This is a genomic window from Stenotrophomonas sp. YJH_SMC_36 (genome assembly GCF_059369935.1).
The window spans coordinates 466,602-490,364 of the sequence record NZ_JCAFTD010000002.1 but is presented as its reverse complement, the minus strand read 5'-3'; the positions used below and the strand labels follow the sequence as shown (position 1 = coordinate 490,364).

Annotated in this window: 22 protein-coding genes; 15 read left to right on the top strand and 7 right to left on the bottom strand. The window is 65.2% G+C overall.

The genetic code is table 11. The features are described 5' to 3' along the window. Both AC5P76_RS05535 and AC5P76_RS05530 read left to right on the top strand, forming a co-directional pair. Entirely contained in the window at positions 1-3,309 is a 3,309-nt protein-coding gene (locus tag AC5P76_RS05535) for a phospholipase D-like domain-containing protein (RefSeq protein ID WP_495222688.1), read from the top strand. After that, positions 3,306-4,862 carry a hypothetical protein gene (locus tag AC5P76_RS05530; RefSeq protein WP_495222687.1) on the top strand — a complete coding sequence of 519 codons (1,557 nt, stop codon included), beginning with the start codon at positions 3,306-3,308 and terminating at the stop codon, positions 4,860-4,862. Before AC5P76_RS05535 ends, AC5P76_RS05530 begins: the two co-directional genes overlap by 4 nt. Positions 4,863-5,108: 246 nt before the next feature. Here the strand turns inward: AC5P76_RS05530 and miaB are convergent, their stop codons facing one another. After that, positions 5,109-6,530, bottom strand: a complete 1,422-nt coding sequence (miaB, locus tag AC5P76_RS05525) for a tRNA (N6-isopentenyl adenosine(37)-C2)-methylthiotransferase MiaB (protein ID WP_065176220.1) — start codon at positions 6,528-6,530, stop codon at positions 5,109-5,111. 133 nt (positions 6,531-6,663) lie between these two features. Then, positions 6,664-7,284 (bottom strand): glutathione S-transferase family protein, encoded by a 621-nt coding sequence (locus tag AC5P76_RS05520; RefSeq protein WP_065176221.1) that lies wholly within the window; start codon positions 7,282-7,284, stop codon positions 6,664-6,666. A gap of 81 nt (positions 7,285-7,365) precedes the next feature. Here AC5P76_RS05520 and AC5P76_RS05515 point away from each other — a divergent pair, with 81 nt between their 5' ends. The 7 genes from AC5P76_RS05515 (at position 7,366) to AC5P76_RS05485 (ending at position 13,417) form a co-directional block, all read left to right on the top strand. Beyond that, entirely contained in the window at positions 7,366-8,334 is a 969-nt protein-coding gene (locus AC5P76_RS05515) for a helix-turn-helix transcriptional regulator (protein WP_253161718.1), read from the top strand. 46 nt (positions 8,335-8,380) lie between these two features. Further along, positions 8,381-9,298, top strand: coding sequence for a lytic transglycosylase domain-containing protein (locus tag AC5P76_RS05510; protein WP_253119571.1), 918 nt, complete (start codon positions 8,381-8,383; stop codon positions 9,296-9,298). A gap of 189 nt (positions 9,299-9,487) precedes the next feature. Further along, positions 9,488-10,108: a ubiquinol-cytochrome c reductase iron-sulfur subunit gene (gene petA, locus AC5P76_RS05505; protein WP_053516597.1), complete on the top strand. Its 621-nt coding sequence runs from the start codon at positions 9,488-9,490 to the stop codon at positions 10,106-10,108. After that, positions 10,108-11,367, top strand: a complete 1,260-nt coding sequence (locus AC5P76_RS05500; protein WP_053516598.1) for a cytochrome b — start codon at positions 10,108-10,110, stop codon at positions 11,365-11,367. Before petA ends, AC5P76_RS05500 begins: the two co-directional genes overlap by 1 nt. Continuing rightward, complete coding sequence (locus tag AC5P76_RS05495; protein WP_053516600.1) at positions 11,360-12,109, top strand: cytochrome c1; 750 nt, start codon at positions 11,360-11,362, stop codon at positions 12,107-12,109. The genes AC5P76_RS05500 and AC5P76_RS05495 overlap by 8 nt, the downstream gene beginning before the upstream one ends. Before the next feature lie 134 nt (positions 12,110-12,243). Continuing rightward, positions 12,244-12,879 carry a glutathione S-transferase N-terminal domain-containing protein gene (locus AC5P76_RS05490; protein WP_279941790.1) on the top strand — a complete coding sequence of 212 codons (636 nt, stop codon included), beginning with the start codon at positions 12,244-12,246 and terminating at the stop codon, positions 12,877-12,879. A gap of 85 nt (positions 12,880-12,964) precedes the next feature. Then, the gene (locus AC5P76_RS05485; RefSeq protein ID WP_053516602.1) at positions 12,965-13,417 is read left to right on the top strand and encodes a ClpXP protease specificity-enhancing factor; all 453 of its coding nucleotides are present in this window, start codon (positions 12,965-12,967) and stop codon (positions 13,415-13,417) included. Positions 13,418-13,533: 116 nt separating this feature from the next. On the opposite strand, the gene AC5P76_RS05480 is transcribed toward AC5P76_RS05485, so the two are convergent. The 4 genes from AC5P76_RS05480 to AC5P76_RS05465 form a co-directional block, all read right to left on the bottom strand. Further along, on the bottom strand, positions 13,534-13,884 hold the full coding sequence (locus tag AC5P76_RS05480) for a DUF3301 domain-containing protein (RefSeq protein ID WP_053516603.1): 351 nt from the start codon (positions 13,882-13,884) through the stop codon (positions 13,534-13,536). A gap of 68 nt (positions 13,885-13,952) precedes the next feature. Then, positions 13,953-14,939, bottom strand: coding sequence for a DUF2272 domain-containing protein (locus AC5P76_RS05475; RefSeq protein WP_053516604.1), 987 nt, complete (start codon positions 14,937-14,939; stop codon positions 13,953-13,955). Positions 14,940-15,107: 168 nt separating this feature from the next. Next, complete coding sequence (gene nadC / locus AC5P76_RS05470) at positions 15,108-15,959, bottom strand: carboxylating nicotinate-nucleotide diphosphorylase (RefSeq protein WP_065181227.1); 852 nt, start codon at positions 15,957-15,959, stop codon at positions 15,108-15,110. Next, positions 15,956-16,225: a Trm112 family protein gene (locus AC5P76_RS05465; protein WP_005408847.1), complete on the bottom strand. Its 270-nt coding sequence runs from the start codon at positions 16,223-16,225 to the stop codon at positions 15,956-15,958. The genes nadC and AC5P76_RS05465 overlap by 4 nt, the downstream gene beginning before the upstream one ends. Before the next feature lie 58 nt (positions 16,226-16,283). On the opposite strand from AC5P76_RS05465, the gene purE reads away from it, so the two are divergent. The 3 genes from purE to AC5P76_RS05450 all read left to right on the top strand — a co-directional run bounded on the left by purE (position 16,284) and on the right by AC5P76_RS05450 (position 18,368). Beyond that, positions 16,284-16,787 carry a 5-(carboxyamino)imidazole ribonucleotide mutase gene (gene purE, locus AC5P76_RS05460; RefSeq protein ID WP_053516607.1) on the top strand — a complete coding sequence of 168 codons (504 nt, stop codon included), beginning with the start codon at positions 16,284-16,286 and terminating at the stop codon, positions 16,785-16,787. Further along, the gene (locus AC5P76_RS05455) at positions 16,784-17,929 is read left to right on the top strand and encodes a 5-(carboxyamino)imidazole ribonucleotide synthase (protein WP_262218352.1); all 1,146 of its coding nucleotides are present in this window, start codon (positions 16,784-16,786) and stop codon (positions 17,927-17,929) included. Before purE ends, AC5P76_RS05455 begins: the two co-directional genes overlap by 4 nt. Before the next feature lie 97 nt (positions 17,930-18,026). Next, on the top strand, positions 18,027-18,368 hold the full coding sequence (locus tag AC5P76_RS05450; RefSeq protein ID WP_065175859.1) for a carboxymuconolactone decarboxylase family protein: 342 nt from the start codon (positions 18,027-18,029) through the stop codon (positions 18,366-18,368). 58 nt (positions 18,369-18,426) lie between these two features. Here AC5P76_RS05450 and AC5P76_RS05445 read toward each other — a convergent pair whose 3' ends face one another. Next, complete coding sequence (locus tag AC5P76_RS05445; RefSeq protein WP_065175925.1) at positions 18,427-19,005, bottom strand: superoxide dismutase; 579 nt, start codon at positions 19,003-19,005, stop codon at positions 18,427-18,429. 121 nt (positions 19,006-19,126) lie between these two features. Between AC5P76_RS05445 and grxD the strand changes: the two genes are divergently transcribed. From grxD to AC5P76_RS05430, 3 genes are all read left to right on the top strand, one after another. After that, entirely contained in the window at positions 19,127-19,447 is a 321-nt protein-coding gene (gene grxD, locus AC5P76_RS05440) for a Grx4 family monothiol glutaredoxin (RefSeq protein ID WP_053516610.1), read from the top strand. After that, the gene (locus AC5P76_RS05435) at positions 19,444-20,220 is read left to right on the top strand and encodes an SDR family NAD(P)-dependent oxidoreductase (protein ID WP_111186040.1); all 777 of its coding nucleotides are present in this window, start codon (positions 19,444-19,446) and stop codon (positions 20,218-20,220) included. The genes grxD and AC5P76_RS05435 overlap by 4 nt, the downstream gene beginning before the upstream one ends. Before the next feature lie 232 nt (positions 20,221-20,452). Then, complete coding sequence (locus AC5P76_RS05430; protein WP_253119579.1) at positions 20,453-23,689, top strand: TonB-dependent receptor; 3,237 nt, start codon at positions 20,453-20,455, stop codon at positions 23,687-23,689. The last annotated feature ends 74 nt before the right edge of the window (positions 23,690-23,763 follow it).

Genomic DNA, 23,763 nt, shown 5'->3' with positions numbered 1-23,763 from the left:
ATGGCAGACGCCAACGCATGGGGCAGGGTCGAGCGCGCCTCCCTCATCTGCAGGGATGGCCAGAAAGGCACGACCAGCGGCGACTACTACGCACCACCGGACCGTCAGTTCGCGCCGGTGCGGCACGGGAACCGCGTCGACGCGTTCACCGACGGGCGCTCGGCCATGAAGGCGATGGCCGATGCCATCCGCGGCGCGCAGAAATTCATCTTCATCGCCGACTGGCAGATGAACTTCGATACCGAGATGGACGCGCGCGGTGACGCGCACTCCGCGCGGCTGAGCGAGCTGCTGTTCGACGCTATCAACCAGCGCGGCGTGGATGTGCGGGTACTGCTCTACGACAGCGTGGAGGCGGCCGCCTACACCCACGAGAACGAGGTGCGCACGGCGCTGTACAAGATGCAGGATGACAAGACGCCCGGGCAGGTGCAGGTGGGCCTGCACAACCCGGCAACCGGCCGCACCGATGCCTTCAACATCGCCTTCTCGCACCACCAGAAGATCCTGGTGGTAGACGGACGCATCGGCTTCGTCGGAGGACTCGACGTCGCCCATGGCCGTTGGGACGACGGCAACTTCGACGTGGTCTGCGACCCGACGCTGCACGTGATCAATGACCATTACAACAACTGCCTGAGCAAGTATCGGAGCATGACGGATGATGAGACGGAGCTCACGCTGGACAAGCCCGATACCAGCCCGGATGCGGCAGGCCGCGTCCGTCCCGGCTTCGCACAGGCGTATGTGCCCGGCATGGCCATCGCACTGGACCAGATGAAGGCGCAGTGGGATGCCGGTGCCGCATTGGCCGAACTTCAGGACTATGCAGACAAGCTTGGCGTACCCGACGCGCTTGAGCGCGAAGGCCTCAGGAAGATCGCCGAGTGGATCATCCCCGGCATGGAAGAGGGGATGGCGGTCAAGCGCACCGTCGCACGCACGTTCCTGGCCATCCAGACGACACTGGAGGAGATCGGCAAGGAATATGCAGATGTCATTGCCGCGTCGAACCGTGCCGCCGACGAAGCCATTAAACTGAATCCGGTCGAGGCGGCAGCCGCAGCAGGGCGTGCAGTGGCAGGCTTCAGCGCCATCCAGGCGAAGAAGTTCGGCAGCTGGCTCGACCAGCAGAAGAACGACATCCGGGCGGCAGCGCTGCGGCCCTTCCAGACTGCAGAGAAAGCGGCGGGCTACCTGCTCGATCCGCGCAGCCTGCGCGCGGACATCGAAGGCCGACTCAGCGAAATAGAAGCAAAGATCGACAAGGCGAAGAAAGACTGGGAATCGCTGGTGCAGTGGATCAATACGCCGGTTGATCGCACCCAGCGGCTGCTCGACAGTGGCCGCCAGCCTCGCATGCCCTGGCAGGACGTGCACGCGCAGATCGCGGGCCCGGCCGTATTCGATATCTGCAGCAACTTCATGCATCGCTGGAATGCCATGGTCTGGCAGAACCAGCGCGGTGACCGGACCGTCGGCTCGCTGCTGCGCAAGGGGCTGAACACGGGTCTTCGCAAGACCAATGAATGGCTCGACACAGCGCTGCCCGAGCAGACCACCCTGGCGCGTGGCATGGAACTGACGCCATTGAGCGATCAGTGGCTGCAGTCCATGGGGGGCATGCAGGCGGTGTTCGGTGACCTGACGGTGCCGGGCACCGCGGGCAAGGTCAGCGTGCAGATCGTGCGTTCCTCGGGCACCGCCCTGCATGCGCTGGAGAAGAAGGGGTGCAGGGAACTCGGCCTGAACCTGGACGACGCCAGCTGCCTGCAGCCGTACTGGGAGCGTGAGCAGCCGATGCACTCCATTCTCGACGCAATGGTCAACTGCATCGCATCGGCCAGTGCCTACATCTATCTGGAAACGCAGTTCCTCATTTCCGATTGCGGCTGGTCCGACGCGGATCCGGGCAGCGTGGTGGAAACCGCAGTGAAGGGCGGGGAGCGGCGGGATGCGACGGATGCCGAAAAGGCGAAGCTTGGTCACGTGGGGCGCGGCGTGGGGATGAGCGGCCCGGTAGGCAGGGCCGGCATCGTGCAGGATGTGGTGGAACGCAGGCAGGGAGTGAAGTCGGCGGCCAGCAACCCGCTGGTGGCCGCCCTGGCCGCGCGCATCCGCCGCGCGATCCTGGCCCGGCAGGGCTTCCATGTGTACATCACCCTGCCGGTGCACCCGGAGGGCAGCCTGGCGGACGGTGCCGTCGTGAAGCAGCAGTACTGGGTGCAGCAGACCCTGCTGCGTGGTGACGACAGCCTGATTCGGCGCATCTGCCGATCATTGATCGCACGCGACAAGGACATCCGCGAGGCCAGCGTGGAGGAGGCTGACCTGCAGGCCGAGGTCAAGGCCGGGCGCTGGAAGGAATACCTGTCGGTGATGAATCTGCGCAGCTACGGCGTGCTGGCCGAAACGCGCAGAAGCGATCATCTGCCGCCGCACACGATCGGCTCCGAGCATGGCCCCTCCCTGTATGTGGTGACCGAGCAGTGCTATGTACATTCCAAGCTGCTGATCGTTGATGACGCGGTGGCGATCATCGGCAGCGCGAACTGTAATGACCGCAGCCTGCTGGGGACGGGCGATACCGAGATCGCCGCGGTGATTGTTGATGGTGAGGCGAAGCGGATGGATCTGGGCAACGGCGTGCAGGTAATAACCCGAACATTTGCGCGGGAGCTGCGGTTGAAGTTGTGGAGGAAGTTTCTGGGGCAGGAGATTCAAAAGCTGCCGGAGAAGGAGAATCAGCACTTCGTGTTCTCCGAGTTGACCGAGGGCTACTACCCGTGGTTCAACAAGAACGTGCCAACCTTGACGGTGGACAGGCCAGCAAGTGCCGAGACGTGGAGAAGCATCAGAGATCTTGCCGATTCAAATTCCGTCGCTTATCAGCGAGTCTTCACCAATGTGCCCCGCGACTCGTTCCCTCGCTACGACGCCGTGCTTCATGGATTCCCTGCCGCAGGCCTGAGTGACAAAGGACACGTCAAACGCATCCTGTACGCGCAGCCGGCGGACCTGCAACCAGAGTTCATGCTGGAGCCAAGCGTTGTAAGCAACTACGTGACCGGTGCCGTGGGTCGGCACGATGCAGAAAGGGCGACAAGGATGCTGAGAGGCAATGAAGAGCGCAAGGGCATTCAGGGCTTCTGGGTCACCATGCCGCTGCTCTGGGGCAGCGGCATGGATGACCCTGCTGCCGCGATGCCGAAAGAGATCATTGCAGCCGCGCCTGGTCAGAGGGACAGGTCAACTGAACTGGCTTACTCCAGTCGGGAGGTCCCCGGGGAACAAGGAGAGCAGGTATGAGTGGTTATCAACTGTTGAGGGGATTCTTCGTTCTTGGTGGCCTGTGTGCCGTACAGACTGCGCCTGCCTATTGTGATTCGTCAAACGAGAAGAATGCGCCGATCTACGGCAATGAAGTAGTGCTCAAGTTCTCGCCGAGGGAGTTTGGTGGAGGGTCTGCAGTAGCCGCCAGTCTTGATCGTGTGAACGCGACTGCCCCCTTTGTGCGAATTGATATTAGCCCCCAGGTCAGTGACCTGCATAATAAGCCATTCAACTCGAGTGGTGGTTCGGTCTACTACTTGGAAAGAGGCGTTCAAGGGCAGCGGATATGTCGCGCCGAGCAATGGAAGAGGCGAGAGTCCCAATTGATTGACGCACAGGCTCCTGAAAGCCTGCACCCTGCAGTCAGGCATGTGTATCCATATTTCGAGCTTTACAAGACGCAGGAGCTTGATTACGACGGGTCAGGTCAACTGACGTCGATTCATGCAACTGACGCGGAAGGGCATAGGGCGACAACCTTCTGTGCGCTCTATGATGGTGATGGTCGCATAGAAGTAGCGAATGAGAGCTCTGGGTTGATTGTCTCGGATAAGCCAGATTTTCAGTGTGCGCAGCTCCGCGATATGCCATCCCGCACTTCAACTCGATACTTCACTTATCGACCGGATGGATCGCGAGCTTCCGACGTAGTCAAGGAAGCCACGCGTAAGCCGGGTGAGAATCCCAATCGCGAGGACACCGGCTTTGGAACCGAGGCAACCGATGGTGCATGGACTGTGAGTGGCTTCATCAATGTCGACGATGCTGAGTTGAAGCGGGTCGTGGGTATTCGCTTCCATGGCAGTGAAAAGCGCGGGCTTCGTGGCGTTGAAAGTGCTTCCTTCTCCATGGCGCCGTCGGACGCCACGGCTGTCTTTGCGCAACGCAGGCAAGAGCCCACTGATAAGCTGAAGTACAGGTTCCCTGGCGAGCGTGTGCCACCAGAAATCGCCAAGGGGCTGTTCGAGGGTATCACCGACTACACCCGCGTCCGGGAATATCGCCATCGCTCGCATCGACGGATCTTCGAGGTATTCGGGCCCGGTGCCAAGCAGCCCCACGAACGCCAGTGGCGCACGCTGGATCTGAATCGCCAGGAAAACTACGACGCAAACGGCAGGCTCACGCGGGTGATCCTGTTCGGCCCGGTTCCCGGTAGTGGTGGCTACACCGAGAACCTGCGCGCATACGCAGAGAAGGCTGTGTTGAAGCTCACGCCGCTGACCAGCGGCTACAGTTCCTACCGCGTCTACGACTATGACGCAGCAGGCAACGAGACGCTCTCGTTCGTGTGCTGGCGCCATGAAGTCTCGACCAACAAGCCGTATGCCCATTTCCCCTGGTGGGAGCCCGATCCCCGTCCCAAGCGCAGTCGTGAAGCCGAACTGCAGTACGGCAGGACGCAGGTGGGCACACGCTGCGGGACGCCGGACGGCAGGATGATCATAGAGGGCATGGGACCGGTGAAGAAGCTGATGGAGACCCGGTACGGATTCGGGACGACGAAGCTGGGATTCCTGAGCGAGTAGCGCGGTGCGTCCTTCTGAGGCTCAGAGCAGACCCGCTAAGCGAAGGTTGCGGCCAGCAACGAGGCCCGGCGGGCTCGCCCCTGAGACCCACCGCTTTTCCACAATCACTGTGGAACGACGCGCAATCAACCTGTGGATAGGTGACGCAGAGCCTTCTGCACAGAGGGTATGCGTGGCGTGGTGAGAAAATCACCACGACTGCTGCGTGGGGGGGCAAGCCGTACATGGCTTCCCCCACTCCGGCGATCAGCCTTCCGTCACCACCCGCCCGCGCAGCGAATTGGTCAATGCCTCGGTGATCACCACATCCACGAACTGACCGATCAGGCGTGCCGGTGCCGGGAAGTTCACCGAGCGCATGTTCTCGGTCTTGCCGGTCAGCTCGTTCGGGTTCTTGCGCGAAGGACCTTCCACCAGCACCGTCTGCACGGTGCCGACCATCTTCGCGGAAATGCCGGCGGCGTGCGCGTTGATTCGTTCCTGCAGGCGCGACAGCCGCGCATGCTTCTCGGCATCGCTGAGCGTGTCTTCCAGGTCGGCGGCCGGAGTGCCCGGGCGTCGCGAATAGATGAAGGAGAAGCTGTGGTCGAAGCCGATGTCCTCGATCAGCTTCATGGTCTTCTCGAAGTCCGCCTCGGTCTCGCCAGGGAAGCCGACGATGAAGTCCGAACTGATCGAGATGTCCGGGCGCACCGCGCGCAGCTTGCGGATCTTCGACTTGAACTCCAGCGCGGTGTAGCCGCGCTTCATCGCCGACAGGACGCGGTCGCTGCCGGCCTGCACCGGCAGATGCAGGAAGTTGGCCAGCTGCGGCACATCGCGGAACGCGTCCACCAGCGAGTCGCTGAACTCCAGCGGGTGTGAGGTGGTGAAGCGGATGCGGCCGACGCCATCGATCTCGGCGATGGTGCGGATCAACAGGCCCAGATCGGCGAACTCGCCATCGCCATACGGGCCACGGTAGGCGTTGACGTTCTGGCCGAGCAGGTTGATCTCGCGTACGCCCTGCGCGGCCAGCTGTGCCACTTCCACCACCACGTCCTCGAATGGACGGCTGACTTCGGTGCCGCGGGTGTAGGGCACCACGCAGAACGAGCAGTACTTCGAGCAGCCTTCCATGATCGACACGAACGCCGACGCGCCTTCAGCGCGCGGTTCCGGCAGGCGGTCGAACTTCTCGATTTCCGGGAAGCTGATGTCCACCTGCGGTCGCTTCTGCTCGCGACGCGCTCGGATCAGCTCCGGCAACCGGTGCAGGGTCTGCGGGCCGAACACCAGGTCCACGAACGGCGCGCGCTTGATGATGGCCTCGCCCTCCTGCGAAGCGACACAGCCACCGACGCCGATGATGACCTCGCGGCCCTGGTTCTTCAGCCCCTTCCAGACGCCGAGCTGGCTGAACACCTTCTCCTGCGCCTTCTCGCGGATGGAACAGGTGTTGACCAGGATGACGTCGGCATCCTCCGGGGTGTCGGTCAGCACCAGGCCGTCGCTGGCGGCGAGCACGTCGGCCATCTTGGCCGAGTCGTACTCGTTCATCTGGCAACCGTGGGTCTTGATGTACAGCTTGCCCTTGATCTGCTCCGGCGTGCGCGGAGCGGAGGGCAGGGCAACGAGCGGGGTGCCGCCCGGCGTGGCGGGCGGAAAGACGTCTGGCGTCCCGGTCATGGCGCTTAATCCATTCGGGTGGCGGGAAAGCGGGCAATTCTACCCGCATCCTGCGCCTCCCGCCGCGGTGCACGCTCATGGGGCACGGCCCCTGCCGCGCCCGGTAGCGCCGGGCCGTGCCCGGCGGGCGCCCTTACGCCGCGATCAGCTCCGCGTCGATCTGCCGCGACCGGTCGAAGGCCGTCAGTGCGCCCATCCGGGCGATATAGTCCGCCGTGGCGGGGGCGGGCTGCACCAGCCCGAAGTCGGTGGTCCATTTCAGGGCATTGCCCCACAGCACGTCGGCGGCGCTCATTTCCTCACCCAGCAGGTAAGGCCCCTGCGCCAGCTGCGCCTCGATCACCTGCAGGACGGTTTCGGCGTCGTTGTAGGGCGACATCGACTGCGGGGGCGGGTCGCGGCGCATCGCGCGGTCGATCATCGCCGGCTCGAAACAGGCGCCGTAGAACGCCATCCAGCGCAGGTAGGGGCCGCGCAGCGGCGAGCCGATCGGCGGCGCCAGGCCGGCTTCGGGGTAGAGATCGGCCAGGTACAGGTAGATCGCCACCTGCTCGGTCACCAGCGCGCCCTCATGGAGGATCGCCGGCACTTTGCCCATCGGGTTGATGGCCAGGTAGGCCGGGGCCAGGTTGGCGCCGGCTTTCAGGTCCAGCACATGCAGGCGGTAGTCGGCACCCAGGGCTTCAAGCAGGGCCACGGCGCCGCTCGAGCGTGAACGGGCAGCGTGATAGAGGGTGATCTGGCGGGACGTCATGGCAGTGCTCCTTGCAGCAGAGGGGTGAACTGGGGCCCATGCTGGGGCACTATTGCGGACGACTTCTGTCCTCGATCTCTCATGCGCCATACTGCTCATCGCCTGCTCCGCCTGATCGCCCTGCTGCAGGCCCGCCGACAGTGGTCGGGGGCTGAACTGGCCGAGCGCATGGGGGTGGACCGGCGCAGCATCCGCCGCGACATCGAGCGCCTTCGTGAGCTGGGCTATCCGGTCAGGGCATCGGCCGGGGTAGGGGGCGGCTATCAGCTGGGGGCGGGCGCACCGGTACTGCCGATGCTGCTGGACGAAGAGGAGGCGACGACCCTGGCCATCGCCCTGCGTGCGGCCTCGGCCACGGTGGCCGGCATCGACGAGACCGCGCGCGGTCTGCTGTCCAAGCTCGACCCACTGGTGCCGACCCGCCGCCGCCAGCAGGCTGGCGAGGTGCACGCCGCCACCGCGACGCTGTCGGATCTGCCTTCCACCGATGCACGTCTGCTGGGGCGCCTGGCCCAGCATTGCCGCCAGGCAACCCGGCTGGCCTTCGAGTACCGCAGCGCGCAGGACGCGGTGACCCAGCGCGAGGTCGAGGCCCAGCATCTGGTCAACTACGGACGTCGCTGGTACCTGCTGGCCTGGGATCTGGGCCGCCAGGACTGGCGCACGTTGCGGGTGGACCGGATGGGCGCGGTGCGCGCACTGGCCGAGCCCGGCCTGCATCGGCGCACGCCCGCACCGCCCGATGTGATGGTGCGGCAGGCGGTCAGCCAGGCGCCGTTCGCGCTGCAGGCGGTGCTGCGCCTGGCCGGCAGCCACACCGAGCTGGAAGGTCGCATTCCCCCCTGGTGTGGCGTGCTCGAAGCCGATGGTGCCGATCACTGCCTGCTGCGCATGGGCGCGGAAAGCCGCGGCATGATGCTGGCGCAGATTCTCAGCCTCGACCGGGTGCCGCTGGAGCTGTGGACCACGCCGCCGGCGCTGCGCCAGGAACTGGCGCAGCGCCTGGGCGGGCTGGCGCAGCTGCTGGCTGTGCCTGACGTCACAGGCTGAGCCGCACAGCTTGGCAACGCGGGGCGAAGCTGGGACACTCGCGGCCATGAAGGGGAGACTGGGGACAACGGCGATCATCATCGCTGCGCTGACCGCTGCGCCGGCCAGCGCCGGCACCCTGTACAAGTGCCAGGGGGCAGACGGGGTCACCAGCTATGTGAGCAAGCGTGTGGCCGGTGCCCAATGCAGCACCATCAGCTACAGCCGGGAGGCCGCCCGCCCGGCCCGCCCGGCAGCGACTGTTGCCAGGCCTGTGCCGGCCACCGTGGCCAGCATCGAGCGCAATCCGGTGGCGGTGGCCGCCAGTGCCGCCGTGCCCGTGCCGGCTGCACCGGCGCCTGCTTCGACTCCGGCGGTTGCTGCCGGCACGCCCCGCACCGCGCGCATGGTCAGTGGCCAGGTCTATTCCTATATGAAGGATGGGGTGCGCCACTACACCAGTGCGCGGCCCAGCCAGGTTGCCCACCTGGGGCCGGTGCGCACCATCCGCTACAGCTTCATGGAGCGCTGCTACGCCTGTGGGGCCAACCCGCGCGTGGACTTCGGCACCGTGCGTCTGAACACGACGGCCTTCCAGACCGAGATCGCTTCGGCCGCGCGCGAGTTCGGCGTGGAGGAGGCGGTGGTCCGGGCGATCATCCATGCCGAGTCGGCCTACAATCCGACCGCACTCAGCCGCGCCGGTGCGCAGGGCCTGATGCAGCTGATGCCGCCGACTGCCGCGCGCTTCGGGGTCAGTGATTCCTACGATGCGGGCCAGAACATCCGTGGCGGGGTGCAGTACCTGTCGTGGCTGCTGAAGCGATTCAACGGCAACCTCACCCTGGCCGCCGCCGGTTACAACGCCGGGGAAGGTGCGGTCGACCGCCACGGTGGCGTGCCGCCTTACAGTGAAACCCAGTACTACGTGCGTCGGGTGGGCCAGCTGGCCGAGCGTTACCGCACTGCCTTGAGTCACCAGTAGTCCGGCCGGTGCCGGTGCCGACTGACGGCCCATCGCCGGCTGCCGGTCGGCACACGGTACAAAGAGTTGTTGCAATGCGTTGTGTGGCGCGTAACGGTTCCGCTACACTCGCCCATGATTCAATGCGGCTCTGGCCCCCACCAGACCGCTGGCAGCCTTAAAGCTACCTAATCAATATCGGAGTGCCGGATGGCCAACGATGGGGTACACGATCCAGTCAATACCGGACGTCGGCGTTTTCTTACTGCCACCACAGCCGTGGTTGGCGCCGTCGGCGTCGGATTCACCGCAGTTCCTTTCATCAAATCGTGGAACCCCAGTGCCCGCGCGAAGCTCGCGGGAGCACCGGTGGTGGCCGATATCAGTGCCCTGCAGGAAGGCCAGCGCCTGATCGTGGAATGGCGCGGCCAGCCCATCTGGATCGTCAAACGGTCCAAGGCGATCCTCGACGCGCTGCATGGGCTCGACGACCGCCTCAAGGACCCGGAGTCCGGCGAGAAGGACCAGCAGCCCGCCTACGTGCTCAAGCAGAATCCCGAGCTGCGCTCGATCAAGCCCGATGTGTCGGTACTGGTCGGCCTGTGCACGCATCTGGGCTGCTCGCCGGAGATGGTGGCCGAGATCCGCCCCGAACCGTATGACCCGCAGTGGAAGGGCGGCTACTTCTGCCCCTGCCACAAGTCGCGCTTCGACATGTCCGGCCGCGTCTTCAAGGACGTGCCGGCGCCGATCAACCTGCTGGTGCCACCGCACCACTACCAGGACGACAACACGCTCATCATCGGTGTCGATCCGGAGGGGGCAGCCTGATGGCCAATATCCTGAGCCGTACCGCGACAGGCGTCGCCGACTGGGTCAACGCCCGCGCGCCGGGGCTGATGCCGATCTACCGCAAGCACGTCAGCGAGTACTACGCGCCGAAGAACTTCAACATCTGGTACTACTTCGGTTCACTGGCGCTGCTGGTGCTGGTCAACCAGATCGTCACCGGCATCTTCCTGACGATGCACTACAAGACCAGCGCGGCGGAGGCCTTCGGCTCCATCGAATACATCATGCGTGATGTCGAGTGGGGCTGGCTGATCCGTTACATGCACTCCACCGGTGCATCGCTGTTCTTCATCGTGGTCTACCTGCACATGTTCCGCGGGCTGCTGTATGGCAGTTACCAGAAACCGCGCGAGCTGGTGTGGATCCTGGGCATGCTGATCTACCTGGTGCTGATGGCCGAGGCCTTCATGGGCTACGTGCTGCCGTGGGGCCAGATGTCGTTCTGGGGCGCCAAGGTGATCATCTCGCTGTTCGGCGCGATTCCGGTGATCGGCAATGGCCTGACCGAGTGGATCATGGGCGATTACCTGCCCAGCGATGCCACGCTCAACCGCTTCTTCGCGCTGCACGTGATCGCACTGCCTCTGGTGCTGCTGCTGCTGGTGGTGCTGCACCTGGGCGCGCTGCATGAAGTGGGGTCCAACAACCCGGATGGCGTGGAGATCAAGAAGGGGCCCAAGGGCAACCGCTGGTCGCCCAATGCACCGGCCGATGGCATTCCCTTCCATCCTTACTACACGCTCAAGGATGGCGTCGGCGCCGGCTTCCTGCTGATCATCGCCGCCTTCATCATCTTCTTCGCCCCCGGCTTTGGTGGCCTGTTCCTGGAGCACGACAACTTCACCGAGGCCAACCGGCTGGTGACCCCGGAACACATCAAACCGGTGTGGTACTACACCCCGTACTACGCGATGCTGCGCGTGGTGCCGAACAAGCTCGGTGGCGTGCTGGTGATGTTCTCGGCGATCGCCATCCTGTTCCTGGTGCCCTGGCTGGACAAGGCGCGGGTGAAGTCGGTGCGCTACCGCGGCTGGATCTCGAAGGTGATGCTGGGCATGCTGGCCGTGTGCTTCGTGTGGCTGGGCGTGATCGGTTCCGGTCCGGGTACGGACGTGCACGAGACCTACATCGGGCGGGTGCTGACCTTCCTGTACTTCGCGTTCTTCATCACCATGCCGCTATGGACAAGGCTGGACAAGACCAAGCCGGTACCGGAGAGGGTGACCACGCATGACTGAGCGCTGGATGGTCCGGCTGGCCCTCGCGGCCGCCCTGATGCTGGGCAGTTTCCTGGCCACCGCTGCCGAAGGCGGCACCAAGCTGCTGCAGGCCGGCAACGACCTCGGTGACCGCGCATCGCTGCAGCGCGGCGCGCAGCTGTACATGAACTACTGCTCCAGCTGCCACGCGCTGAAGTACCTGCGCTACTCGCGGATGGCGCAGGACCTGGGGCTGACCGAGGAAGAGGTGATGAACAACCTCAACTTCACCGGTGCGGCAATCGGCGATCCGGTGCCGGTGGCGATGCCCAAGGAGCAGGCCGAGAAGTGGTTCGGCAAGATGCCGCCGGACCTGAGCCTGATCTCGCGTGTGCGGGGCAGCGACTGGGTCTACACCTACCTCAAGTCGTTCTATCTCGACAGCAGCCGCCCGCTGGGCTGGAACAACGCGTTGTTCGCCAACGCCTCCATGCCCAACCCGCTCTGGGAAATGCAGGGCCTGCAGCATGCCGTGCACGGCAAGGCCGAAGGGCCAGGCATGGACCCGCCGGTGACCGGGCTGCGCATCGACAGCCCCGGCTCGGTTGATGCCGGCCAGTACGACCAGGCCGTGCGGGACATCACCAACTTCCTCGAATACGCCGGCGAACCGGCCGCGCTCAAGCGGCAGCAGCTGGGCGTGTGGGTGATCCTGTTCCTGGCCCTGTTGACCTTCCTGGTGTACCTGCTGAAGAAGGAATACTGGAAGGACGTTCACTGATTCTGCCGCCGGCCGTTGGCTGGGCCTATTGGCTTTTGTGATGGTCGGTTGCACACTCGGGGAGAAGTCGACCGCTGGCACGGTGCTGGCGGCGCCGATGCGGCAGGCGGTCTCCTGTCGTAGGAGAGCCTTTGATGGCGGCGAGCGTACGCATGCGCAATACACTGACGCTGTTTTCCTCGAACGACGATGTACTGTGCCACCGTGTGCGCCTGGTCCTTGCGGCCAAGGGTGTGACGTTCGATTTCGTTGCGGTCGATCCGCAGAATCCGCCCGAAGACCTGATCGACCTCAATCCGTACCATTCGGTGCCGACCCTGGTCGAGCGCGAACTGGTGCTGTACGCCGCTTCGGTGGTGAGCGAATACCTTGATGAGCGCTATCCGCATCCGCCGCTGATGCCGGTCGATCCGCTGTCACGCGCACGCATCCGCCTGGCGATGCTGCGCATCGAGCACGACTGGGTGCCGCAGGTGCAGGCCATCCAGCTGGGCAACAAGACCCAGGCCGAGGCCGGGCGCAAGCGCTTGAAGGAGTTGCTGACCGCGTCGCTGCCGCTGTTCAAGGCCAGCAAGTTCTTCCTGAACCCGGAAATGAGCCTGGCCGACTGCGCGATGGCGCCGATCATCTGGCGCCTGCAGTCACTGGATGTGGCGTTGCCGAAGGACGGCAAGGCCATCGAGGATTACGGCAACCGCATCTTCCGCCACCCGGGGTTCGTGCGCAGCCTGACCGAGCAGGAAAAGAAGCTGCGCGACCTGCCCGTCTGAGCCGGCCGCTGCTTTCCCGTCTGCACGCCGACCGGCGTGCAGGCGATCCGCCCCGGTCGGGGCGTCGGGCGCGTACACTTCACGCATGACCGAAGACTTCTTCCACATGACCAGCCACCGCCCGTACCTGCTGCGGGCACTGGTGGAATGGATCAATGACAACCAGCTGACCCCGCACATCCTGGTCGACGCCGGCGTCCCCGGCGTGCAGGTGCCGCCTTCGGCGGTCAAGGATGGCAGAGTGGTGCTCAACATCGCCGAACGCGCGGTAGTGCGCCTGATGATCGACAACGAGATGGTGAGCTTCTCGGCGCGCTTCTCCGGTACCAGCTACCCGGTGCAGGTGCCGATCAGCGCCGTGCTGGCCGTCTACGCCCGCGAGACCGGGCAGGGCATGGCACTGCCGGATGACATTCCGGGCAGCGAACCGGCGTCGACCGGCGACGAAGTGCTGCATGACGACGACACGCCGCCGGAGGATACGCCGCCGGCAGGACCGCCGCCGAAGGGCCGGCCGAACCTGCGCGTGGTCAAGTAGCAGGAGCGTCCAGCGCAACTTTGCGCCTTGCCGTTCTACAGACCTGGTCGCCGGGCATGGCCCGGCGCTACCGATCCCGGATCAGGAAGATCCACGCCACGCGTGGATGTCCGGGATCAGACATCCTCGGCATCGTCCACATCCGGCCGGATCTGGCTGATCCGCGCCGCGCCCGGGCCGGTGAACGACACCAGCTGATCGCCGCGCAGCACCATCCGGCCCACATGGCGATCGATGCCATCGTAGGAATATTCGAACTTGAAGGTGCGCTCGAAACCGAGCCGGCCATCCTCGCCGCGCGACAGGCGCAGGCCGGTGGCATGCACCGCCTGGTCCAGCCACTGCACATTGGCGGCGCGGCAGGCATTGCGTCCCAGCTCGACCGCGCGCTCGGCGGCGGAGCGGGCAGCGTTCCAGAAGAAGTAGACGATGGCGCCGGCAATCAGCAACAGCAGCAGGGTGGGCATGGTTCCAGGGCGTCAGGTGTCGATGCGGCAAAGATGGCGGCGAATGCCTGCTGGATCAAGCAGAAGATTCAGTTCATCCGCTGCGGATCACCGGAAGCCGGCTGCACTGCGGGCGCTGTGGTCATCGGTGGCGTTGCCGCTGCCGGTGCCGGTGCGATCAACGGCGCGGTCGCAGTCAGCTGCAGCAGTGCGGCCCAGTCCTGGCGGTTGAAACTGCATTCGTCCTCGCGCCCCGGCGTGCAGCTGGGCTCGATGCCGGTGCTGTCGCGTTCGCGGGCCGCAGGCAACTGGATCAGTCCGGTCCGATCCAGCGGCAGCAGCCGCATCGCCACGGTGTTCATGACGTTGCCGCCTACCAGGTACAAGGTCTGGTCACCGCCGAGATTGGCCGCGACCACCACTTCGCAGTGCGACTTCCAATGGCCGACCGAGCCATTGCCAAGCGCCTGTACCAGTCCGCTGTAGCTGAGCGTGGTGCTGCGGTCGCGCAGGAAGCACAGAAGATCACCGGGGGCCGGCTTAGCCGTGGCTGGATCGGCCAGCCGGTAAGGCACGCCGGAAGGGCCACCCTGGTAGGCAGCACGGATGTAGTCGATGTGGCGCGGCGAGGTGTTGAAGCCGGGGACACCGGCACGCACCATCACCCAGGAAATGAAGGCAGCCGACCAGGGATTGTCGATCAGGAAGGCACGGCAGTCGCTGTCGGTATAGCGCGAGCCCAGTGGTGCGGCACAACTGCTGGCACCGGCGATGCTGCCCATGGCGTTGAGCGTGCCGCTGTCACGCCAGTAGTGGGAGACGCGCTGCCAGGCAATCAGGCCGTTGTCGGCCAGATGCTCGTTCTCGGCTTCCGTGACGCTGAGGCTGGCGGCGCGGCCATCGCGGTCGATGAAGGGGCGGAACCACAGCCGATGCTCGTTGCACGCCGCGTTGCGGATGGCAATGGCCAAGGGGCTCAGGCCGAAGCGCGGCGGGACATCACAGGCCTCGGCCGCTGCGGCGGACAAGGGCATTGACGCGAGCAGCAGACAGGCAGGCAACAGCATCCGGCGCATGCGCGGCTCCAGTGGGGGATGCGCGCAGCGTCGCAGCGCCGTCGTGAACGCTGGGTGGATCCGTCAATGTCGGCCGGTCATGGCCGGGCGCTCCCCAGTGCATGACGCGTCCGGTAGCGCCGGGCCATGCCCGGCGGGCAACGCGGTTGCGTCAGGCGTTACCGGGCCTCAACCCGGCGGTGGGCCCAGCTTCAGTGACAGATCGATGGCCTGTACATGCTTGGTCAGGCCGCCGATGGAGATGCAGTCCACGCCGTCCTCCGCGATCGAGCGCAGGCCGCCAAGGCCGACGCTGCCGGACACCTCCAGCGGAATGCGGCCGGCGGTGATGCGTACGGCTTCACGGCGCAGGTCGGGGCTGAAATCATCGAGCAGGATGCGCTCGCAGCCGGACTCCAGCGCCTGACGGAGCTGGGTCAGGTCTTCGACCTCGACCACCAGTGGCAACCGTGGCCATTGCCGACGCGCGGCCGCCACCGCAGCGGCCAGCGAACCGGCGGCACGGATATGGTTTTCTTTCAGCATCACCGTGTCGTACAGGCCGAAACGATGGTTTTCCCCGCCTCCGCAGCGCACTGCGTATTTCTGTGCAAGGCGCAGGCCGGGCAGGGTCTTGCGGGTGTCGAGAATGCGCGTGCCGGTGCCGGCCACGGCGGCCACGTAGCGCGCCGTGGTGGTAGCGGTGCCGGACAGGGTCTGCAGGAAGTTCAGCGACGTGCGCTCGGCGCTGACCAGGCTGCGGCTGCGGCCGTGCAGCAGCGCAAGTACCGTACCGGCAGTGACGGACTCGCCTTCGGCGATGCGCCATTCGATGCGCACGTCCGGGTCGAGCGCGCGGTGGGTGGCATCGAACCACGGCCGGCCGGCAATCACCGCATCCTGTTTGCACAGCAGGTAGGCGCTGTCAGTCTGGTCGGGCAGCAGGGCGGCGGTGACGTCGCCGCTGCCCAGATCCTCCGCCAGCGCGCGGGCGACATCGGCGGCGACGACGGCCGCATCCGGCGTCGGCAGCATGCTCATGCGGCCGGGAAGTCAGCGATCTGCGCGGTTGGAATGGCCTCCTCGGCCAGCAGCACCGGGATGCCGTCGTCGACCCGGAACACCTGCTTGCGGTCACGGGTGACCAAGGCCTCGCGCAGCGGCTGTGCCAGCGGGTTGCCGTCGGCCTTGTTCACCGCGCCGGCGGAAATCGCCTTGTTGAGGGCTTCCAGGCCCTTGCCATCCAGCAGGGACAAGGGCTGGCGGGTGTCCGGCGACACCAGCAGGTCGAGCAGCTTGCGATCCATGGTTCTTCGTCTTGCGTGGAAGACGGCTAGAATACGTCTTTAAGGCAGGTGACGGCCAATGACCCCCAATCCGAACGCGCCGCTCGTCGGCATCGTCATGGGTTCCCGCTCCGACTGGGAAACCATGCAGCACGCCGCCCAGAAGCTTGAGGCCCTGGGTGTTCCGTTTGAAGTGAAGGTGGTGTCCGCCCATCGGACGCCGGATGTGTTGTTCAGCTATGCCGAACAGGCGGGCGGACGTGGCCTGCGCGCGATCATCGCTGGCGCCGGCGGTGCCGCGCATCTGCCGGGCATGATCGCGGCCAAGACCGCGGTTCCGGTGCTGGGCGTGCCGGTGCAGTCCAAGGCGCTCAATGGCATGGACTCGCTGCTGTCGATCGTGCAGATGCCGGCCGGCATTCCGGTGGCTACCTTCGCCATCGGCAATGCGGGTGCCTCCAACGCCGCGCTGTTCGCCGCCGCGATGCTGGCCAGCGACCAGCCGGCCATCGGCCAGGCGCTGGATGCCTTCCGCACGCGCCAGACCGAAGATGTGATGGCCCACGACGACCCGCGCCAATGAACCTGACTGTCGGCATCCTCGGCGGCGGCCAGCTGGCCCGCATGATGGTCCTGGCCGGTGCGCCGCTGGGACTGCGCTTCGAACTGTACGATCCGGCGGCGGACGCCTGCAGCGGGCCGCTGGCACCGCTCACCGTCGGTGCCTTCGATGACCGCCAGGCGCTGGCGGACTTCGCCGCCAAAGTCGATGTAGTGACGTTCGACTTCGAGAATGTGCCCGCGGACAGTGCGCAGTGGCTGGCCGAGCGGGTGCCGGTGTATCCGCCGCCCGCAGCGCTGGCTGTAGCGCAGGACCGCCTGAGCGAGAAGACGCTGTTCCAGCAGCTGGGCATTCCGCTGCCGCCGTTCGCCGATATCCGCAGCCGCGAGGAGCTCGCCGCGAAGGCGGCCGCGTTCGGCCTGCCGTGCATCCTCAAGACCCGTCGCCTCGGCTATGACGGCAAGGGCCAGTTCCGGTTGCGCAGCGAAGCTGACATCGACGCTGCCTGGCAGGCCCTGGGCGCCCAGGTCGAGCACACCGGCCTGATCCTGGAGGGCTTTGTGGCTTTCCAGCGCGAGGTCAGCGTGGTGGCCGTGCGCGGTCGTGACGGCGGTTTCCAGGCCTGGCCGGTGACCGGCAACTGGCATGTGGATGGCGTGCTTTCGGCCAGTGTGGCGCCTGCCGTGCTGTCGGCTGCCGAACAGGATGCCGCCATCGGCTATGCCCGTCGGCTGGCCGAGCATCTGCAGTACGTGGGCGTGTTCGCCCTGGAGCTGTTCTGCCGCGACGGCGAACTGCTGGCCAATGAGATGGCGCCGCGCGTGCACAACTCCGGCCATTGGACCATCGAAGGCAGCGAGACCTCGCAGTTCGAGAATCATCTTCGCGCCGTGCTGGGCCTGCCGCTGGGCAGTACCCGCATGCTCGGCCACGCCTGCATGCTCAACTGGCTGGGCGAGATGCCGGACCCGGCGCCGGTGCTGGCCCAGGCCGGCGGCCACTGGCACGACTATGGAAAGCAGCCCCGCGAAGGCCGCAAGGTGGGCCACGCCACGCTGCGCGACGAGCAGGCCGGCGCACTGGCCTCGGCGCTGGAACAGGTGGGCGAGGCGCTGGGGCGCCAGCTGCAGGTTGAACCGGCCGTGCGGTCCCTGCGCGGTTGACCGCGACGCAGAAGCGCAACGCTGTGGCGCGCCGATGCACGCATCGGCGCGTCGTCCAGGGTGATAGCGTGAGGCTTCTTTTCCCGGAGTCATCGTCATGCTCGACTGGAACGAATACCGCAAGGAACTGAAGGGCCGTATCGGCGAGATCGGCAAGCTCTCGCCGGATACCATCAAGGGCTACGCCACTCTGGCCAATGCCGGTGCCCAGACCAATCATCTCGATGCAAAAACCCGCGAGCTGATCGCGCTGGCGGTCGCCGTGACCACCCGTTGCGACGGCTGCATCACGGTGCACGTCGATGCCGCGCTCAAGCAGGGCGCCAGCCGCGAGGAGATCGCCGAGGCGCTCGGGGTGGCGGTTTCGCTCAACGCGGGCGCGGCACTGGTGTACTCGGCCCGGGTCATGGATGCGGTGGCGGCGCACGAGAGCGCCTGATGCCCGCCGTGTCGCCAGGCATGGCCCGGTGCTGCCGGGCCACGCCCGGCGGATGTTCTCAGCGCAGCCGGCTCTCGGCGAATTCCCAGTTGACCAGCTGCCAGAATGCCTCCAGGTAGCGCGTGCGGTCGTTCTGGTAGTCGGTGTAGTACGCGTGTTCCCACACGTCGCAGCACAGCAGCGGCGTGCTGTCGCCGGTCAGCGGGGTGCCGGCGTTGCGGGTGGCCTGGATGCCAAGCTGGCCGCCGGGATGCTGCACCAGCCACACCCAGCCGGAGCCGAACAGGCCCAGCGCGGTACGGTTGAACTCCTCGCGCAGGCGCTGCACGTCGCCGAACTGGCGCTTGACCAGCTCGCCCAGCCGTCCCTGTGGCTCACCGCCGCCGCGCGGGCGCAGGCACTGCCAATAGAAGCCGTGGTTCCAGGCCTGGGCCGCGGCGTCGAACAGGGCGCCCTGGGCATGACGGACGATCTCCTCCAGCGAGGCCTCTTCCCATTCGGTGCCGCGGATGCCGGCATTGACCGCATCGACATAGGCACGATGGTGCTCGCCGTGATGCAGTTCCACGGTCTGCGCGGAAAGATGGGGCTGCAGGGAGCCGGACAGGTAGGGCAGGGCAGGCAGTTCGACGGGCATGGACAGGTTCGTGGCCAGAGGGGCGGCGGCAGCCGGTTCCATCCGCTTACAATGGCGGCTACCTTGGGCAGTCTAGCCGACCATCGCGGTCGGTTTGTCCGGCGAAGCAAGGAGTGTGGTTGTGGCGGTAATGCAGCAAATCCAGGCCGAGGTCGATCGTTACCCGCTCGTGCTGTTCATGAAGGGCACCCCGCAATACCCGACGTGCGGCTTCTCCAGCCGCGCCGTACAGGCGCTGATGGCTGCCGGCGCCGTCTCCCTGCGCACCGTCAATGTGCTGGAGGAGCCGGAAATCCGCGCGAACCTGCCGCGTTTCTCCAACCTGCCGACGTTTCCGCAGCTGTTCATCAACGGGGAGTTGATCGGCGGCTGCGACATCATCATGGAGCTGTTCGAATCCGGCGAGCTCAAGCGCATCGTCGAAGAGGCGACCCTGGGATGAGTGCGCCGCCATCGACGTCACCGACCAACGGGGCGCTCGATGGCCGCCCGTTGCAGGACCGCGTGGTGCTTGTGGCCGGTGCCGGTGGTGGCCTCGGAAGTGCCGCCGCAGTGGCCGCCGCCAGCGCAGGCGCGACCGTGGTCCTGCTGGGGCGCAAGCCGCGCCGGCTGGACCGGGTCTACGCCCAGGTGCAGGCAGCCGGTCCCGAGCCCCTGCTGTATCCGCTGGATCTGGAAGGGGCCGGTCCCGATGACTACGCCGACCTCGCCCAGGCGCTGCAGACGGAGCTGGGGCGACTGGACGGGCTACTTGTCTGCGCCGCCCACTTTCCGGGCTTGACCCCGTTCGAACTGGCCGACCCGGCAAGTTTCGCCCGCGCCGTCCACGTCACCCTGACCGCACCCGCCTGGCTGGCGCAGGCCTGCCTGCCGCTGCTGCGCCAGCGCGAGGATGCGGCGCTGGTGTTCACGGTCGATGACCCGGAACGGGTGGGGCAGGCCTACTGGGGAGGCTATGGCGCCGCCCAGCATGGCCTGCGCGGCCTGATCGCCAGCCTTCATGATGAGCTGGGCCGCAGTCCGGTCCGGGTCAGCGGCCTGTACCCGGGGCCCCTGCGCACGGCCCTGCGCGCCCGCGCCTACTCGATCGACCAGGACCCGGCTGCGCAGGGGCCCGAGGCCGCCGCGGCCGCGGCCGTGACCCTGCTGTCCAGTGCCGGCTCGGCCTGGCGGGGGCAGATCCTGGATGCAGGCAGCGCTCGCCCGGCAGAGTGAAGGGCGACGTAAGGCGGGATGAAGATCCCGTCATGATTGCGTTGCGATCCGGTGCCGTTTGTCGCACAACCGTCACATTGATGGCGTAGCGTGTTAATCTAGTGTTAACCGTTATGGCTGCCTTCAGCCAACACGGTCGGGAACCCCAGATCACTGTCCAGTCGGCCACCCGCAAGGCCGCTTGGATGCGTCTTTTTTCCGCCATCGCCAACTCGTATCGAGGCTACCCTAGATGACCCACCCACTCCGGATGTCCAAGCTCACCCTTGGTCTCGTGGCCGCACTTGCTGCCGCTCCCGCCTTCGCCCAGAGCACCTCTGCAGGTGTCGGCGGCCAGGTCGTGTCCGCCGCAGGCCAGCCTGTCGCCGGTGCTGAAGTCACCATCACCCACACCGAGTCGGGCACCGTTTCGCGCGCCACGACCGATGCGTCGGGTCGCTATGCCGCGCGCGGTCTGCGCGTGGGTGGTCCGTACACCATCACCATCACCAAGCCGGGTGAAGGCACCAAGACCGAAGAGGGTGTCTACCTGAACCTGAACCAGGTCAACACCATCAACGCCAACCTGACCGGCGATGTGGCCGCCACGAACCTGGACGCCGTGCAGGTTGTGGCGGTGGCGGGTGGTTCCGACCTGTTCAGTGCCTACAAGATGGGCACCGGTACCAACGTGGCGCGCGAAACCATCGATGCGCTGCCGTCGGCCAACCGCAACATCCAGGACTACATTCGCCTGGATCCGCGCATCTCGCAGGTCAGCAAGGCTGACGGTGCGATTTCGGTGGGTGGCCAGAACACGCGTTACAACGCGATCCGCATCGACGGCATCAGTGCCGCCGATCCGTTCGGTCTGGAATCCAACAACCTGCCGACCGAGCGTCAGCCGGTGTCGATGGACGCCATCCAGGAAATCAACATCGACGTTGCGAACTACGACACCACCATTGCCGGTGGTACGGGCGCGGTGATCAACGCCGTGACCAAGTCGGGTACCAACAATCTCGGCGGCACCGTGTACTACGCGTACCGCGACAAGGATATGGTCCGCAAGGAACTGGACGGCGTCCGCTTCAACGGCTTCGACGATGAGAAGACCTACGGCATGACCCTGGGCGGCCCGATCGTCAAGGACAAGCTGTTCTTCTTCGCCAACTACGAAAAAATGGAGCGCTCGGCTCCGGGCGTGGCGCTGTCTGATTCGCCGTACGGCAAGGGCACCATCACCGATGCCGACATCACCCGTGCGCAGCAGATCGCGAGCGGCTACGGCTTCGACGCTGGTTCGCTGAACCCGCCGGCCAACAAGACCGAGATCGAAGAGTACGCGCTGAAGATCGACTGGAACATCAGCGAGAACCATCGTGCTGCTGTCCGCTACAACAAGATGGAACAGAACGTGGTCCGCTTCCCGCAGATCAGTTCGAGCGCCATCTCGCTGAGCAGCTTCTGGTACCAGCAGCCGAAGACCTATGAATCCTGGATGGGCGAACTGTTCAGCGACTGGTCCGAGAACTTCTCGACCGAGTTCAAGGTCTCGCACAAGGACTACTCGGCGATCCGTGCCACCGCTTCGAGCCTGCCGCAGATCCAGGTCCGTGGTTTCGGTGCCAGCGGCAACGACTCGCTGTACTTCGGTACCGAGCAGAATTCGCACGTCAACATCGTTGAATCGAAGGAGCTGAGTGCCTTCGGTGCGGCCACCTGGTACGTCGGCGATCACACCGTGAAGTTCGGTTTCGACTATTCCGACAACGACCTGATGAACTACTACGGTCGTAACCTCAACGGCGTGTACGTCTTCAACAACCTGGACGCCTTCGCCGCCGGCACTCCGAGCCAGTACATCGTGCGTGCTCCGCAGGCAGGTGGCAGCTACAGCGACATCCCGGCCAAGTTCACCCTGAAGAACACTGGTGTGTTCGTGCAGGACAGCTGGGCGGTCAACAGCAACCTGACCCTGCAGCTCGGCGTGCGCGTCGACATGCCGGACTTCAGCAGCCAGAAGCTGTACAACCCGCGCGTCATGTCGACCTACGGCTACGACAACACCGTGCTGCCGGATGACAAGCTGGTGCAGCCGCGCTTCGGCTTCAACTACACCTTCGACAGCGAGCGTCCGACCCAGCTGCGCGGCGGCGTGGGCATGTTCGGCGGTGCTGCCCCCAATGTGTGGCTGGCGGGTGCTTATCAGAACACCGGTCTGAACTACACCGAGTACACCCTGAATAATCCAGGTGCGATCTTCACCCCGAACGTCGATCCGCCGTACATCCCGAACGCCACCGTGACCGGTCGCGACAATGTGGACGTGATCGAGCCGGGTCTGAAGATGCCGTCGGTCTGGAAGTCCAACATCGCCTTCGACCACGAACTGCCGTGGTACGGCATCGTGGCATCGGCCGAATTCCTGTACACCAAGGTCAACGACGCGCTGTACTTTGAGCGCTTGGATCTGTATGCCGCCAACGGCAATGGTGCTACCCGCATCGGTCAGGATGGGCGTGAGCTGTACTGGAACGATGCCGGGTACGCTCCGTGCGCTGGCGCGAACTGCTCGATCCGTAACGGCACCAACGGCGCCCAGGGCAAGGCGAACCGCCCGGGCAACATGGGCGACGTCATGCTGCTCCGCAATACCGATAAGGGAAGCAGCCGTCAGTTCACCGTCGGCCTGAACAAGCCGCTGACCGAGAACTGGGGTTGGTCGCTGGCCTACACCTACACCGCGGCTAAGGAAGTCAGCCCGCTGACCAGCTCGCAGAACACCTCCAACTGGGGCAGCACCCTGATCGGCACTGCCAACGAGAACGTGGCATATGATTCGCGCTATGCGATCAAGGACCGCGTGACCGCTTCGATCAACTGGAAGAAGGCGTTCTTCGGCGACTACAACACCAGCGTCGGCCTGTTCTATGAAGGCCGCTCGGGTCGTCCCTTCAGCTACATCTACTACAACGATCTGAACGGCGATGCCGCTGCCACCACTGGTGCCGGCTACTTCAACGACCTGTTCTACGTGCCGAACGGCGCAGGTGACGTCAAGTTCACCGGCGGCGCGGAGATGGAGAAGGCCTTCTTCGCCTGGCTGGCGGCGAACCCGCAGCTGGAGAAGTACCAGGGCCAGATTGCCCCGGCCAATGCTTTCCGCACCGGCTTCGTGAATACCTTCGATCTGCGCATTTCGCAGGAGTTCCCGGGCTTCGTGAAGGAGCACAAGGGTGAGTTGGCACTCGACGTGATGAACGTCGGCAACCTGCTCAACAAGAAGTGGGGCCGCATCAATGATTACGGCTTCAATTCGACCGCCCGCGTCGCCAGCTATGCAGGTATCGATCCGGCCACCGGCAAGTACATCTACAACTTCACCGGTTCTACCGATACTCCGACCATCCAGGAAAACAACAACGACAAGGGCAACACTGGCGTGTCGCGCTGGTCGATGCAGCTGACCCTGAAGTACAAGTTCTGATCCGTCGGAACATCACGCAGTAGACGGAAACGGCCGGGGTAACCCGGCCGTTTCCCGTTCGGGTGAAAGTTCTT